We start from the raw sequence: 15186 nt of genomic DNA on the forward strand, positions 1-15186 counted from the left end.
AGGATGGGTGAAATAATGGAAGGATTACAACAGATTATTTCTTCTGTGAAAAAAGATGAATTACCTGAATCAGAAATCATAAAAGTGTATGAAAAATCTCTATTCAAAGAAAAAGATACAAGTATTATCATTATTAAAGCTGAAAATGAAAAGTATTTATTAGCAGTTGGTAATGATCATTTATTTCAAGACCTTAATGGTGAAGAATATGGTAATGATGCAAAATTGTGCCCATTAACTCATGAAAATAGATTAGTGTTAAACGAATATTTTGATTTTACAAAACCGAGAGCATTTGGTCAGAATGAAACAACGATAGGTTTAGGCGATAGATTAGGTCTTGCGACACCTGGACATGTTGAAGCTGTACGAACTTCTAAAATGAGACCAGTTTTTGCACAGCAAAGTATTAGGGAATTAGATTTAACAAATAGAAAAATGGAAGATGTTATCGATTCAGCAGCATACAGTGTTATACAAGAAGGTTATACAGATGGTTATGGTGCTGATGGTGATCATCTTAAAGAAGAAAGTGATATTAAACATGAATTAGAGCTTGGTATTTCGATGTTGACTTTAGATTGTTCTGATTACATTAGAAATGATGTTGATTTAGACAATCATGATGAAGTAGAAGATGCCTATCAACCGTTTAATCAAGAGATAAAGCAATACTATGAAGATAAGTACCTAGGTAAGTCTTATCAAATCGAGCATAATGATTTAGTGTTTGATAAACACGAACTTATGAAAGTTGTCGTCGTTTATCATAAAGCAATTGAATACATGGTTTATATATACAAAACTTACATCGAACCTTTAGATAGAGATATTGATTTTGAAATTTCTATTGATGAAACAATGACGATTACAACACCTTTTGATCACTTTTTCGTATCAAAGGAATTATATGATCAAGACGTGCAAGTGACAAGTTTAGCACCAAGATTTTGTGGAGAATTTCAAAAAGGTATAGATTATATTGGTGATATTGCTCAGTTTGAACAAGAACTTGAAGTACATGCTAATATTGCAGATTATTTTAAATATAAATTAAGTATTCACTCAGGTAGTGATAAATTTTCTGTATTTCCTTTAATAAGTGAAAAGACGCATAAACGTTTCCATATAAAAACAGCAGGTACTAACTGGTTAGAAGCTGTGCGCTTAATAGCCATACATGAACCGAATCTATATAGGAATATACATCAATATGCTTTGGATCATTTTGCGGAAACGCAAAAATATTATCACATCACGCCTAATATTGAGAATATAAAACCAATTGAGCAATTAACTGAAACGCAATATAAATCTTATTTAGAAGATGATAATGCGAGACAACTCCTACATGTCTCATATGGGTTACTTCTGACTGTTAAAAATGATAATGGTCACTATATTTTTAAAGATGATATATATGCCGTTTTAGAAAAATATGAAGATGAATATGCTGAATTGCTTAAAAATCATATTGGTAAACATTTGGAACTATTGAACTTTAATTCAAAATAAAAATGAAAGAAAGTGTATAATATGAAATCAATTGTTTGTGAAGAACCTGGGAAAATGATTATTCAAGAAACTAAAGAACAAAGCTTCATAGAAGATGACCATATATTAATTAATGTAAAACATATTGGAATATGTGGAACAGATATTCATGCCTATGGTGGCAATCAGCCATTTTTTGAATATCCTAGAATATTAGGACATGAATTGTCAGGGATCGTTAAAGAGATTGGAAAAAATGTTGAAGATATTTCGATAGACGATAAAGTTACAATCATACCTTATGTCCATTGTGGAAAATGTTTAGCTTGTCGTAATAATAAGACGAATTGTTGCCAGAACATAGAAGTAATTGGTGTACATAGAGATGGGGGTATGACAGAATATTTATCAGTTCCAGCTCAAAATGTGATTAAAGTTAACGATTTACCGATTCATATGTCTGCTATGATTGAACCTTTAAGTATTGGTGCACATGGTGTCAATAGAGCAGATGTCCAATCAGGTGAAACAGTATTGGTTGTTGGAGCTGGTCCAATCGGTTTAGGTGTTGCTCGTTTCTCTAAATTAAAAGGTGCAAAGGTTATTGTCGTTGATCTTAGTGCTGAAAGATTAGAATTTTGTAAAGAATGGTCTGAGTGTGATGAAACAATAGTGGTTAGTCCTTCCATTATTGACGACATACTTTCAGTAAATGATAATGAATATCCAACAATTGTGTTTGATGCAACTGGGAATAAGAAGTCTATGGAACAAGCATTCAATTATGTTAATCATGGCGGTAAAATAGTCTACGTCGGTTTAGTTAAAGACACTATTGAATTTGTAGACCCAGATTTTCATGCTAAAGAAATAACACTTATGGGAAGTAGAAATGCGACATTAAATGATTTCGATTTCGTAATTGAGCAAATTCGACAAGGTAAAATAAAAGAAAGCTATTTTACTAAGCATATTAAATTCGAAGATGTCCCAGTATTTTTTGAGCAAGGGAAGTTTCAAACGAACAAAACACTTATAGAACTTTAAATTCAAACTCATTTTAGTAATTTTGCTAAAGTGAGTTTTTTTGTGCGCAATTTTAATTTATATGCAGTCTTTTTACAAATGCAGAATTGTAAAAGAGGTTAATTCATTACTTTAGTAACGCGATAGTTTATAATGAATGATATTTTAATGTCTATTGTAATGGACAAACAAAAGTAAAACGCTTACATATATTTGTTTTATGATAAAGCTACAGGGAGGTTGTAAAAGTCATGGAAGGTGATAATCAAGAGAAGTTAATTCATTACTTATTAAATGCGCATTCGTTTGTCGATTCGAATCGATTGGCGAAACATCTAGATGTTTCTACTAAAACGATTTATCGACTTGTTAAACGTATAAATGATTATTATAAAGAGCCTCTTATTATATCTGAAAAAGGTAAGGGCTATCGTATTGATGATAAAGAATATATTGAACAGCATGAAACGGGGCAACTTCATCAAAATGATTTGTTTTCTCCTATTGAAAGACGAAATATGATGACAAAAGATTTATTGTTAATCTCCCCTAAATCGATATCTATCTTTAATATTATCGAACGTTATTATATTTCTGAGAGTGTTTTGAACACAGATGAGAAAAAAATTGAAGAAATGTTAAAACGTTTTAATTTAAATTTAGAAAGAAAGAATCGTCATTTATCTATAAATGGTGATGAAAGTGATATTCGAAATGCATTGTTAGAACTCATTGGAGATGGGCAACTGTCTAATTTTTCTGCATATAATGTTATCGATCAAAATGAAGATAAAGATGCACATTTTGTGCAAGAACAAATAAATAAGATTGAGAGTTATAAAGATATGATTATTCCTTATCCTTATAATGTGAACATTTTCTCTCATTTATATATTTTAATCATGCGCTTTAGAAAAAGAGGTGTGATCAAACAAGACAAAGATAGAAAGACACCTGAATTGATAAAGTTGAAAAATGAGTATCAATCATTTTATAGAATGAATGACATGGTAATTGGCAATGTTGAACATTATCTTCATACTCAATTACCTGAAAATGAACGGATTTATTTGTTTGAATATCTTATTTCTTCCAGATTTGAAACGCAAAATGTTCAACATAATCAAGAAGATATGCAATATTCACAAGAAGTCATCGATATAACAAATGCATTGATAGATGGTGCGAGTCAGGAATTAAATCATTCATTTAAAAATATTGATTTAGAGCAGCAACTTCTTAAACATATTAAACCAATGCTTAATCGAATTGAACATGGGTTAAATGTCAGAAATGCTTTAATAGAACAAATTAAAATTGAATATCCACATGTTTTTACAGTTATACGACAAATTTCAGATCAAATTTCTGAAACATATCATATTAAAAAAATGAATGATGATGAAATAGGCTTTTTAACATTGTATTTTGCAAAAGAACTTGAGAGAAATCCTAAGAAAATACAAACACTGATTACTTGTACTACAGGCATAGGTACTTCTGAATTATTGAAAACAAAAATAGACAGAAATGTACCTGAAATTGAGATTGTAGATGTTAAATCTTCTTTTGATTTACAAGAAGATGACTTGCATAAAATCGATTTGATTATTTCAACTGTTCATATACCTGAAGTAAAGCAAATTCCAATCGTAGTCATCAGCGCAATGTTTAATAAGAATGATCAAATTAAATTGCGAAAGATGATAGAAATGTTAGGTGATAACAATGAATGAATCGTTATTTTATGAAATTAAAACAACTAACACAATGTATCAAGATGTCATTGAAGAAATAGGTAGTCAGTTAAAGAAAGATCAGTACATTCAGTCTGAAAGTGTTTTTATTGAAGAAGTACACGAGCGAGAACAACATGGGAATATTGAAATTTTTCCAGAAGTGATTTTACCACATATTCAAAGTGAGAACATTTTAAAGACTAAAATATTTTTAATAAAAAATGAGACAAATCTTATGAACTGGCATGACCAGTCATTGAAATTGATTATTTTGTTAAATCTTAAACCACAAGAAGATCAAGCAGTATTGCAAGACGTTCAAGCATTTATGAGGAATTTAGCAGACGAAGACTTTGTAGAGTCATTATTATAATTGGAGGAATGAAATATGAATATCGTGAGTATTTGTGCTTGTACAGTAGGTATTGCACACACACATATATCGCAGCTGAAAAGAAAGGTCATAATATCAAAATTGAAACACAAGGGACAATAGGTGTTGAGAATGAATTGTCACCAGAAGATATTAAACAAGCTGATATCGTGTTACTTGCTGTAGATGTAAAGGTAAGCGCTAAAGAAAGATTTGAAGGTAAAAAAGTCATCGAAATACCGACAGATGTCGCAATAAAATCTCCAAATAAATTAATAGAAAAAATCGAACAAATTTCACAACAATAAAGGAGATGCCATATGAATTTAATAGATGTATTAGATGAGAACACAATCTTAACAGAACTTGAGACAAATAATAGAGAAGAAACTTTAGAAACACTCGTTCATTTATTTGATAAAGAACAATATATAGACAATTCAGAAGCATTTTTAGAAGCGGTTTATAAAAGAGAGTCTGAAGGCGTAACAGGTATAGGTAACTTTGTGGCGATTCCACACGGGAAAAGTAGTAGCGTTAACAAAGTTGGTATTGCAATTGCCGTCTTAAAAGATGAAGTAGAGTGGCCATCTTTAGATGATACAGGTGCGAAAGTCGTTATTTTACTTGCAGTTGGTGAAGATAGCGACAATTCTAAAGAACATTTGAAACTCTTATCATTAATCGCAAGAAAGTTGAGTAATGATGAAGTGATTGAACAATTATTAAATTCTAAAAATAAAACAGAAGTTGTAGCAATATTATCTAACTAACAAAGGGGGAGATAACGTGAAAACATTTTTTAATCAGTTGAATATAAAAGGTCATTTACTTACGGCAATATCTTATTTAATTCCAGTTGTATGTGGAGCGGGATTCATGATTGCAATTGGGATGGCGTTAGGTGGAGATTCATCAACAGATTTAACGAAGACTGGCTATTCATTCTGGGATGTACTAGCAACATTAGGTGGTGCTGGACTGGGCATGTTACCAGTCGTTATTGCAACAGGTATCGCTTATTCAATTGCTGATAAACCGGGTATAGCACCTGGCCTTGTTATTGGTTTAACAGCTAATGCAGTTGGATCAGGTTTTATCGGAGGATTAATAGGTGGCTTCTTGGCAGGTTATCTTGTTGTATTAATTATTAAATATATCAAAATGCCAAATTGGGCTAAAGGCTTAATGCCGATGCTTGTAATTCCATTTATTGCTTCGCTTGTAGGTGGACTCATTATGGTCTATGTAATCGGAGCACCAATTACACAATTCACGCATATTTTGACGGAGTATTTACAATCTCTAAGTGGTACTTCTAAATTAATTTATGGCATTATCATCGGAGTATTAGCAAGTGTCGATTATGGTGGTCCAATTAATAAGACAGTATTTGCATTTGTATTAACACTACAAGCACAAGGTATTCATGAACCTATAACAGCATTGATTGTCGTTAACACAGCTACGCCAATTGGATTCGCATTTGCATATTGGATTGGAAGATTAATGCGTAAAAATATTTATAAAAAAGTAGAAGTAGAAACATTAAAAACAGCATTCCCAATGGGGATTATTGAAATTGTAGAAGGTGTCTTACCGATTGTCTTAAACGACATTATTAGATGTGTTATTGCTACAGGAATCGGTGGAGCAGTAGGTGGCGCGATTTCAATGGTGATGAACGCTGACTCGAAAGTACCGTTTGGTGGCATGTTAGCAATTCCAACAATGTCTCAGCCATTAGGTTTTGTCATCGCTATCGTTGCAAATGTTATTGTTACAGCTCTAGTACTTGTGCTACTTAAGAAACCTGTAAATGAATCAGAAGAAATGGTCGATGAAATCGAAGAAGATGATATAGAATTAGGCGATATTAAAGTATACTAATGGAGGTTTAACACATGGAGAATGTAAAGTTTTCACCATCATTAATGACGATGGACTTAGATAAATTTAGCGAGCAGATTACATTTTTGAATCAGCACGTAGAATCTTATCATATAGATATTATGGACGGTCACTATGTCCCGAATATTACACTGTCACCTTGGTTTATTGAACAAGTGAAGAAAATTTCTGACGTACCTATTTCTGCGCATTTAATGGTCACAGAACCTTCGTTTTGGGTGGATGAATTATTAAAAGTAGATACAGATTATATATGCATACATGCAGAAGTCGTCAATGGTGTTGCTTACCGATTGATTCATAAAATTCATGATCATGGTAAAAAAGTAGGAATCGTATTAAATCCAGAAACACCCATTGAAGTGATTAAACCATATATTCAATATTTAGATAAGATTACAATTATGACCGTTGATCCAGGGTTTGCTGGAGAAAAATTTATCGATGAAACATTAGATAAAATAGTAGAATTAAGAAAGTTAAGAGATGAACATCAATACAAATATTTAATTGAAATGGATGGTTCTTCAAATAAGAAGACATTTAGTAAAATTCAAAAAGCCAATCCAGATATTTATATATTGGGAAGAAGCGGGCTATTTGGTTTAGATGAACGTATTGACGAAGCATGGCACAAAATGATAGCAGACTTTAATAATGCATTAACTGAAGTATAACTAATAATACCGCCACCTGAGTTGGACGACAACTCAGGTGGCGGTTAAATTATATTTAAACTATTTAATTATATCTATTAGTTCTTTCTTAGATGCTGACCTTGCCGGTATCCAACCAAATACAATACCAATTAATGTTGAAACGCCGACAGCAAGTAAAATAGAACCTAGACTCACAACACTTTGAACCATATCAGGCGTAACGGCTTCTACAAGTTTAGAAATCAAGATACCTATGATTAATCCGATAATGCCACCGATCAGACATAGCACGATACTTTCTATTAAGAATTGTATTTCAATGTCTCGACCTTTAGCTCCAAAAGCACGTCTTATCGCAATTTCTTCTGTACGTTCAGCGACTGAAATATACATAACGTTCATCACACCTATACCCGCAATGAATAATGAAATACCTGCTACTGCTGCAACAAAGTACGTAATCGCATCGAATACTTGCGTGATACTTTTCATGATTTCTTCCATATCTGAATACTGATAACTACCTTCGCTCATACCTGAACCTCTTTTATTTAAGAGCTTAGCTGCCTTATTAGCAATTTCTTTTTTGTTATCATCGTTATCTACTTTTAATTCAAGCTGTGGAAGTTCCTGACTTAAGTCGTCCATATATCGATTGAATGTTTCGCTAGGCATATTCACTGTATTTTCATACATAGGATTATTGACGATTCCTACAATTTTAAATCCTTGGTCATCTATAAATAACGTCTTACCAATCGCGTCACCTTTGAACGCTTTTTTAGCGATCGTTTGATCGATTGTGACGACTTTTTCTTTCAATTCATTATCTGATTGCGTGAATCCTTTACCTTCAGATGCATTGTCGACATGGTCTTTCTTAAAGATATTGATGTCAGATTGCTTTTGTGAATTGGTCATTTTTGCCCCATAACTTTGACTGTCATCTTCTATAATTTTAGCGTCTGTGACACCGTCTATTTGTTTGACGAGATCAATATCTTGTTTGTCGAATGGATTTTCTTTAGAGCCTTCCATATTTTCAGGCATGAAGCTAATCATAGCTTGTCCTTTACTCGCACCCGTATCTGCAAATTCATCAGATGCCGTCTTTTTAAATCCATTACCTAAAGACATAATAGTAATGACGGCAGCTATACCGATAATAATACCAATCATCGTAAAGATGTTACGGCGTTTATTCTTCATGATAGATTTGAGAGAGACTGATATGATATTCGGTAAGTTCTTCATTCTATCACCTCTTCTCGCTGAACACGGCCATCTAATATGTGTATCACGCGATCAGCTTGTTCAGCTACTTTACGATCATGTGTAACGATAATCATGGTTGTATTTTGTTCGCGATTAAGTCGCACAAATAAATCCATAATATCTTTAGAAGTTTGAGAATCAAGTGCACCTGTTGGTTCATCAGCAATAATGAATTTAGGTTTATTGACAATCGAGCGCGCGATGGCAACACGTTGTTGTTGACCACCCGATAACTTATTCGGTACAAGATGTTTTTTATCTGCTATTCCAACGTCTTTTAAGACAGATTCAACACGTTGTTTACGTTCTTTTGAAGACATACCTGAATATAATAGGGGGATACTAACATTCTCCATAATCGTATTATTTTGTATCAATTTAAAATTTTGAAAGACAAAACCGACTGTTTTATTTCTAATAAAGGCAAGTTTATTATCTGAAACTTGTTGATAATTCTCATTATCAAACAGATATTCACCTGTGTATCCTCTATCTATAAATCCTAAAATATTAATCAATGTACTTTTCCCAGAACCTGAAGGGCCCATAATCGCGATAAATTCACCTGTATCAATAGATATATTAATATTTTTCAATATATGATTTGTTTCTTCTCCGTTTTTAAAGTGTCGATTCACATTAACTAAATTAATCATGATGCTATCTCAACCTTTTCACCATTATTTAATGTTTTCTTAGGTGAAATGATCAGTTTATCTCCAGATTTAAGTCCTTTCTCAACATATATTTCACCATTTTGTCGTTTAATATTAATATGTCGTTTATGAACTTTATGATTTTTATCGACAACAAATACATGGTTACCTTTTGTTAATACAGACTTAGGTAATTTAATCGTATCTAAAGGAATCTCGCCTTCAGTTGAGAAACCACTACGAACAGAAATGTCTAATTTACCAATCGTTACTTGGTATTTAGAATTACCTTTTCCAACACTTGGATTATTAGAAACAGGATTAGATGTCTGCGTTGTTTCACTTTCTGGATCAGCAGTATTCATCGATTCACTTTGGTTACTATCATCATAACTTGTAGGTAATTCAGAAATCTTTGTCACTTTCCCTTTACCTTCTTCACCAGTACTGTTCACAGTTACATTAACTGCATCGCCAACCTTAATTTTATTAATATCAAATTCTGAAACAGAAGTTTTGATTTGAGGTTCTTTCGCAACTAATTTTAATATCGCTTCACCACTGTTAGCGTCAGTATCATTCTCCATTTCAACTTTACCATCAAAAGATGCATACATACTTTCGTTCACTTGACGATCGTACTGCGATAATTGTTTATTAGCATCATTTAATGTATTTAAATCTTTAGATAAAGTGTTTTGTAAATCATTATTGTTCGGTTGCTGATTAATATTTTGGTAGTCTTGATCCACTTTGTTTTGTGCAGCATTTACTTTATCTTGTAAATCTTGGCGTTTTTGATCATTCACATTATAGTTAATCAATTGATCACCTTGTTTAACAGATTGACCATCTTCAACAACTGTACTCACAAATTCACCTAACTGATCATTATTGTTATAAGTTTTAATTTTTGTAGGTGCAGCCTTACCAGAAATACTTAAAGGAGATTCATTTTTAACTTTATATGTATCATAACCGTCTTTTTTATCGTCTGTGTCATTTGTCGTTTGTTTTACAATAAGGGCAACAACAACTAACAAAATGATAACGATAATCCCTATTATCCAAAATAATTTACGCTTCAACTTATTCCACTCCTATATATTTTTATTCTCACATGGGAAATGTTATCACAGTTAGGAACAATAAAAAATAATACTTATGAGATTTAAGAATATTAAATTTGTAATTAATTATTCATGAGTTTTTATGTAATTCACAAACAATAGTGGAATCAAACATGAGTTTTAGAGCATAAAATTAAAAATATCCATAAAAAAGCACAAAAAAATAACCATCGCTAACTTTGATACACTCCCCTAAAAGCAGACACTTTAAATATAAAAAGTGGACTATATTAGAGGAGTGTATTTTTATGACTATAAATAAAATGCCTTTAGAAGAACGTATTAAATTAGTAGAAGATATAATTGGTGGTAATCTAACAAGATACAGTGCAGCAAAAACCCATGGGGTTTCTAGTGCTACATTACAAGAATGGGTAAGAAGATATAAAGCATATGGTGAAGAAGGACTAAAACCGCTTGGTAAAAGAACTAAATATACTTCTGAACTAAAAGCAATGGCAATAGAAGATATTTTAGAGAAAAATATTCCACCATATAAAGTTGTGAAAAAGTATGACATTAGTTCTATAGCAGTTTTAAAGTTTTGGGTAAAGAATTATAATAAAGGAAAATCTAACAAGCACACAGGGAAAGGCTTTTCCACTATGAGCAAATCGAGAAAAACAACTTTATCTGAACGTATTGAAATCACTGAAAATACTATAGCTAAAAATTATAACTATCAAGAAGCTTCCGAGGAATATGGTGTTTCTTACCAACAAATATATAACTGGGTTAGGAAGTATAAAGAGAATGGTATAGATGGATTAAAAGATAAACGTGGGAAAAACAAGCAGCAAGAATTATCAGAAATAGAACTAATAAAATTAGAAAACAAAAAGTTAAAAACAAGAATAGAATACTTAGAAATGGATAAAGCGATCGTAAAAAAGTGGCAAGAGTTCAAGTATCGAAACAATCATTTTCACTAGGTCATAAAGAACATTTATATCAAATGATATTTGAGCTCAATAGAGAACGAAATTATAGTATCAAAATGTTAAGCGTCTAGAAGTGAGCCGTAGTGGCTATTATAAGTGGTGTAATAAAGAAGTTTCTAATAATGAAAAACGTTCTAAGTTAATTGCGAAAGAAATTAAACGTATATTTGAGGAATCAAAAGAAACCTTCGGTGTGGTAAGAATACACTATGCTTTAAGAAGAGAATGTAATCTAAATATTAATATAAAATGTATTAGAAGGATTATGAGAATTCTTGGTTTACAAGCACAAATCAGGAAAAAGCGTCCTAATTGGATTAGAGTCAAACCACATTTTACAGCTGAAAATATATTAAATAGAAACTTTGAAGCTAAAAAGCCTAATCAAAAATGGTTTACTGATATTAGTTATTTAAATTATGGAAAAGGTCAAAAAGCGTATATTAGCGCTATAATTGATCGGTACGATTTAAGTATAGTGGCTTATAAAGTAAGTAAACGTAATGATTTAAAACTCGTTATGGACACATTAAGATTAGCCTTACAAAATAACGATGTATCTAATACAGTTATACATAGTGATCGAGGTTTTCAATATACTTCTAAGCATTACAAGAAATATTTAGATACAAATAATGTGAAAATTAGCATGTCAAATGCAGGAAGTTGTTTAGATAACCAACCGATAGAAGCTTTTTGGGGCACGTTGAAATCAGAATATTACTATAGAAATCAATTCAGTACATATGAAGATCTTGAAACAGGAATCAGCAAATATATAGATTTTTATATGAATAAAAGATACGTTCCAAAATTTGATGGATTAACACCAAATGAATATCGGAACGTATCTTAATTAAAGTTTTTGTTTTTAAGTTGTCCACCTTGACGGGAGTGGTTTACTTTGGAGGTTTAGATGGTTATTTTTAACCTAATCAAAAATCCACCGTCTTTTTAACGGGCTCACAGGCAACGTGTTACAGCACGTTGCCTTTTTCATTTACATAATAGCATAATTTGGTATATTTTGTCTATTTATGTTGAGTGATTATATGAATCTTTAATTTCCATAGTTCTTTAAGAAGTACATGAATATCATATTCTATGCAAAAATTAAATAAAGGTTATAAAATTTAAGAATATTAATTATATAATTAACTATTTTATTAATGATTTATGAATGTTAACCTTAAATTATACAAAAAGCAAAGGAGTATAGTGATGAAACATTCAAATTTATTATTTGCACCAACTTTAAACAACTATAGAGAACGACCTAAATGGTTGTTAAATATGATTTTGGTCATTATTTTATCAGTTGCTTCAATATGGATTACTTCAATAACAAATGATCTTACTGCTGATTTAAAAGAAGCTGGATTAAGTGAAACAGAAATTGATCAAATGTCTACATTTACTACAGTATTTGCATACATAGGTGGTATTTTAGCACCAATTATAGGCGTTGCTTTTTCATTTCTAATTTTTCTTATTATCTCAAAAATTATGAAATCTGATGTGAAAGCTTCAAGTTTATTTGCAGCTGCAACATTTGTAAAATTAATTACAACAATCTTCAATCTCATCGTTATAGCTATTATAGCAATTGTAGGTTTAGATCCAGTTAAACATTCTATTACAAGTTTGGCAGTATTTAGTCAAAGTAATGACTATCTTGGTGTATTTGATTTATCAACATTATTAGCAGCATATTTATTTGGAGTTGTATTATATGCAACAAGTAGATTTAAAGGAAAGACAGCAGTAATATGGACTGTGATTTATCTTGTTGTTGTAATTGGACTAGGTTTAATTCAAGCAAGTATATAAGGAATTGATTAATAAAGCCCGTTTTCAACAAAACGGGCTTTAAATATTATTTATAGTTTTTCAAGTAATACGCGCCACCTAAAAGTCCGACAGGAATTCCAAATAAAGGTGTGATTAGGACGCTTAAGATAACAACCGCAAGGAGTACAACTGCGATATTATAACCTGTTAATTCTAACTCAAGTAAATCGTTGAAACTTTTCTGAAGTAATTCTTTTACTTTCATGTTTAACCCTCCATTGATATTTTATCTATAATTTATGTGAAATTATTCATTTCATATTATACCATCTCATATAATTACTGGTAAAACAGAAGTCATTTTCATCTCTTTAATATATATGATTACCATAAATATATATAAAATGTTATATTTATATTGTAAAGAAATATATTATGAATATCATAAGTTTTTGAGTCTTTAAAATAATATTATCAACGAAAGAGGTATGTCACATGGGTTTTTATATAATGTTACTTTCATTTATATTAGGTTTAGTTATTGTAGTAGTTGGTATAAAACGTAGAAAAGAACATAATATTTATAAAGGATCTATAGTTGTTGGTGCGGTTCTTATTATCTTTGCTATTTATTTAGGATGGCCAAAATAAAGAATAGTGTACTAAAGGGTGAATCTTTATGAAACAAATTATTTTATTAATATTAATAGCAGGTATACTTCCAGTTATCGCAACTAATTTAGAAGGAAGTTTAACCAACTTATCTGCTGTATTATGGGGAGTTTCAATATTTCTCTTTATAATTGCTGCATATAAAGTAGTAAAAAGGGTCATAAATTGAGGTGGCTCTTTTAAAAAATAAACGATACACTCTATAACTTTATCTCTTATTTAAGTGAAAAGTGTCGGAGTGTATCGTTATTTTATATTTACATATTTTGAGCTTTTAACTTTTTAGAAGTGATGATATTGACGATTAACCATACGAGTTGTGTTAAGAATGGAATTATAAAAAGTGTTGCCATGATACCTATAGAGAACCATTTTAATTCTGTTGTTTGCACAGCTCCAGTGGCATCGACTTCTCTAAACCATAAAAAGATTGAGAACGTTAAAAATGCACCGACTTCAATGATTGTTAATATCCACCACAATATCCAAGATACTTTCATGAGAATGCCTCTTTTCAGTATATTTATAGAATATAATATTATATATTACATTATCATTCGTTTAGTATATTAGCAATATGAATCAAATTTTTATATATTTAAATTGTTATCATATATTTAGGCGGTGATTCATATTGAAATATGATGATATTATTCAAAAAACTATATTCTGGATAGAAGACAATTTACAAGAAGATATAACTACTAAAGATATAACGAATATTGCTGGCTTTTCAAAATATCATTTCCATAGAATATTCTTAGCATATACTGGAGTTTCATTTACAAATTATATTAGGAAAAGAAGAATTACTCAGTCAGCTCAAATGTTATTAAATTCAAAGTATAAAATTATAGATATAGCTATGTATTATCGATTTGAATCTCAAGAAGCTTTTACTAGAGCATTTAAAAAATATTATGGATTACCTCCTGGACAATACAGAAAAATAATGAAAGATGTAAAAATAAAAGGAGGAAAATATAATATGAAAAATGATATTAATGGTTGGTTTCTAAGTGGTAGTAATCCAGATGATTATGTAATGAGTATTGATGATGAAGTTGTTTATCAAGGGAAAGTTTCAGCAAGGTTAGAATCAAGAAATAATAAGAAAAATAATGGCTTTGCTACTATGATGCAACAGTTCAATGCTAAGAAGTATCTTAATAAACGAATGAAATTATCAGCATTTATTAAAACAGATAAAGTTATTGAATCTACTGGCTTGTGGATGAGAGTAGATGATAAATATGAAAATATTTTGCAATTCGATAATATGTCGAATAGACAAATTAAAGGTACAAATAGTTGGAATATTTACTCTGTAGTATTAGATATCCCCGAACAAAGTGAAGTGATTTCTATGGGCATTTTATTAAATGGCTCTGGAAAAGTTTGGATTGATAATATTAAATTTACAAATGTAGATCTAAATATACCTTCTACAAATATGTCCATGGAGAGAAATTTATTAGATGAACCAATCAATTTAAGTTTTGAAGATTAATATGAGTTT

General features: G+C 30.7%; 18 protein-coding genes and 1 pseudogene. 14 read left to right on the top strand and 5 right to left on the bottom strand.

What is annotated here, in order from left to right:
* Positions 1–15: 15 nt before the first annotated feature.
* The 8 genes and pseudogenes from LQ693_RS04485 (at position 16) to alsE (ending at position 7220) form a co-directional block, all read left to right on the top strand.
* Positions 16–1515 carry a tagaturonate epimerase family protein gene (locus tag LQ693_RS04485; RefSeq protein ID WP_107572856.1) on the top strand — a complete coding sequence of 500 codons (1500 nt, stop codon included), beginning with the start codon at positions 16–18 and terminating at the stop codon, positions 1513–1515.
* A 21-nt stretch (positions 1516–1536) separates the two neighbouring features.
* Positions 1537–2541 carry a zinc-binding alcohol dehydrogenase family protein gene (locus LQ693_RS04490; protein WP_107572857.1) on the top strand — a complete coding sequence of 335 codons (1005 nt, stop codon included), beginning with the start codon at positions 1537–1539 and terminating at the stop codon, positions 2539–2541.
* A 230-nt stretch (positions 2542–2771) separates the two neighbouring features.
* Complete coding sequence (locus tag LQ693_RS04495; protein WP_119495329.1) at positions 2772–4256, top strand: BglG family transcription antiterminator; 1485 nt, start codon at positions 2772–2774, stop codon at positions 4254–4256.
* The gene (locus LQ693_RS04500; RefSeq protein WP_107572859.1) at positions 4249–4632 is read left to right on the top strand and encodes a PTS sugar transporter subunit IIA; all 384 of its coding nucleotides are present in this window, start codon (positions 4249–4251) and stop codon (positions 4630–4632) included. Before LQ693_RS04495 ends, LQ693_RS04500 begins: the two co-directional genes overlap by 8 nt.
* 15 nt (positions 4633–4647) lie before the next feature.
* A pseudogene (locus tag LQ693_RS04505) lies at positions 4648–4940 on the top strand (PTS fructose transporter subunit IIB).
* 12 nt (positions 4941–4952) lie between these two features.
* Positions 4953–5405 carry a PTS sugar transporter subunit IIA gene (locus tag LQ693_RS04510; protein WP_107572860.1) on the top strand — a complete coding sequence of 151 codons (453 nt, stop codon included), beginning with the start codon at positions 4953–4955 and terminating at the stop codon, positions 5403–5405.
* A 16-nt stretch (positions 5406–5421) separates the two neighbouring features.
* On the top strand, positions 5422–6522 hold the full coding sequence (locus LQ693_RS04515) for a PTS fructose transporter subunit IIC (protein WP_119495330.1): 1101 nt from the start codon (positions 5422–5424) through the stop codon (positions 6520–6522).
* A gap of 14 nt (positions 6523–6536) precedes the next feature.
* The gene (gene alsE / locus LQ693_RS04520) at positions 6537–7220 is read left to right on the top strand and encodes a D-allulose 6-phosphate 3-epimerase (RefSeq protein ID WP_107590832.1); all 684 of its coding nucleotides are present in this window, start codon (positions 6537–6539) and stop codon (positions 7218–7220) included.
* Positions 7221–7280: 60 nt separating this feature from the next.
* Here alsE and LQ693_RS04525 read toward each other — a convergent pair whose 3' ends face one another.
* The 3 genes from LQ693_RS04525 to LQ693_RS04535 are packed head-to-tail and all read right to left on the bottom strand — an operon-like array spanning position 7281 to position 10221.
* Positions 7281–8456 (bottom strand): ABC transporter permease, encoded by a 1176-nt coding sequence (locus LQ693_RS04525; RefSeq protein ID WP_107590831.1) that lies wholly within the window; start codon positions 8454–8456, stop codon positions 7281–7283.
* On the bottom strand, positions 8453–9133 hold the full coding sequence (locus tag LQ693_RS04530) for an ABC transporter ATP-binding protein (RefSeq protein WP_107590830.1): 681 nt from the start codon (positions 9131–9133) through the stop codon (positions 8453–8455). The genes LQ693_RS04525 and LQ693_RS04530 overlap by 4 nt, the downstream gene beginning before the upstream one ends.
* Positions 9130–10221, bottom strand: a complete 1092-nt coding sequence (locus LQ693_RS04535) for an efflux RND transporter periplasmic adaptor subunit (protein WP_107590829.1) — start codon at positions 10219–10221, stop codon at positions 9130–9132. The genes LQ693_RS04530 and LQ693_RS04535 overlap by 4 nt, the downstream gene beginning before the upstream one ends.
* A 290-nt stretch (positions 10222–10511) precedes the next feature.
* Between LQ693_RS04535 and LQ693_RS04540 the strand changes: the two genes are divergently transcribed.
* From LQ693_RS04540 to LQ693_RS04550, 3 genes are all read left to right on the top strand, one after another.
* The gene (locus LQ693_RS04540; RefSeq protein ID WP_107590828.1) at positions 10512–11195 is read left to right on the top strand and encodes a helix-turn-helix domain-containing protein; all 684 of its coding nucleotides are present in this window, start codon (positions 10512–10514) and stop codon (positions 11193–11195) included.
* A gap of 82 nt (positions 11196–11277) precedes the next feature.
* The gene (locus LQ693_RS04545; protein ID WP_107590827.1) at positions 11278–12060 is read left to right on the top strand and encodes an IS3 family transposase; all 783 of its coding nucleotides are present in this window, start codon (positions 11278–11280) and stop codon (positions 12058–12060) included.
* Positions 12061–12425: 365 nt separating this feature from the next.
* Complete coding sequence (locus LQ693_RS04550; RefSeq protein WP_158259029.1) at positions 12426–13034, top strand: YIP1 family protein; 609 nt, start codon at positions 12426–12428, stop codon at positions 13032–13034.
* 46 nt (positions 13035–13080) lie between these two features.
* Here LQ693_RS04550 and LQ693_RS04555 read toward each other — a convergent pair whose 3' ends face one another.
* Positions 13081–13260, bottom strand: coding sequence for a VraH family peptide resistance protein (locus LQ693_RS04555; protein ID WP_107590825.1), 180 nt, complete (start codon positions 13258–13260; stop codon positions 13081–13083).
* Positions 13261–13490: 230 nt separating this feature from the next.
* Between LQ693_RS04555 and LQ693_RS04560 the strand changes: the two genes are divergently transcribed.
* Complete coding sequence (locus LQ693_RS04560; RefSeq protein ID WP_037590088.1) at positions 13491–13646, top strand: hypothetical protein; 156 nt, start codon at positions 13491–13493, stop codon at positions 13644–13646.
* A gap of 28 nt (positions 13647–13674) precedes the next feature.
* Positions 13675–13836: a hypothetical protein gene (locus tag LQ693_RS04565; protein WP_158259030.1), complete on the top strand. Its 162-nt coding sequence runs from the start codon at positions 13675–13677 to the stop codon at positions 13834–13836.
* A gap of 88 nt (positions 13837–13924) precedes the next feature.
* Here the strand turns inward: LQ693_RS04565 and LQ693_RS04570 are convergent, their stop codons facing one another.
* Positions 13925–14167 carry a DUF3923 family protein gene (locus LQ693_RS04570; protein WP_058610966.1) on the bottom strand — a complete coding sequence of 81 codons (243 nt, stop codon included), beginning with the start codon at positions 14165–14167 and terminating at the stop codon, positions 13925–13927.
* A 134-nt stretch (positions 14168–14301) separates the two neighbouring features.
* Between LQ693_RS04570 and LQ693_RS04575 the strand changes: the two genes are divergently transcribed.
* Complete coding sequence (locus LQ693_RS04575) at positions 14302–15177, top strand: helix-turn-helix transcriptional regulator (protein ID WP_119489699.1); 876 nt, start codon at positions 14302–14304, stop codon at positions 15175–15177.
* Positions 15178–15186 lie beyond the last annotated feature (9 nt).

The organism is Mammaliicoccus sp. B-M6 (assembly GCF_022386965.1).
Classification (GTDB): Bacteria; Bacillota; Bacilli; order Staphylococcales; family Staphylococcaceae; genus Mammaliicoccus; species Mammaliicoccus sciuri_A.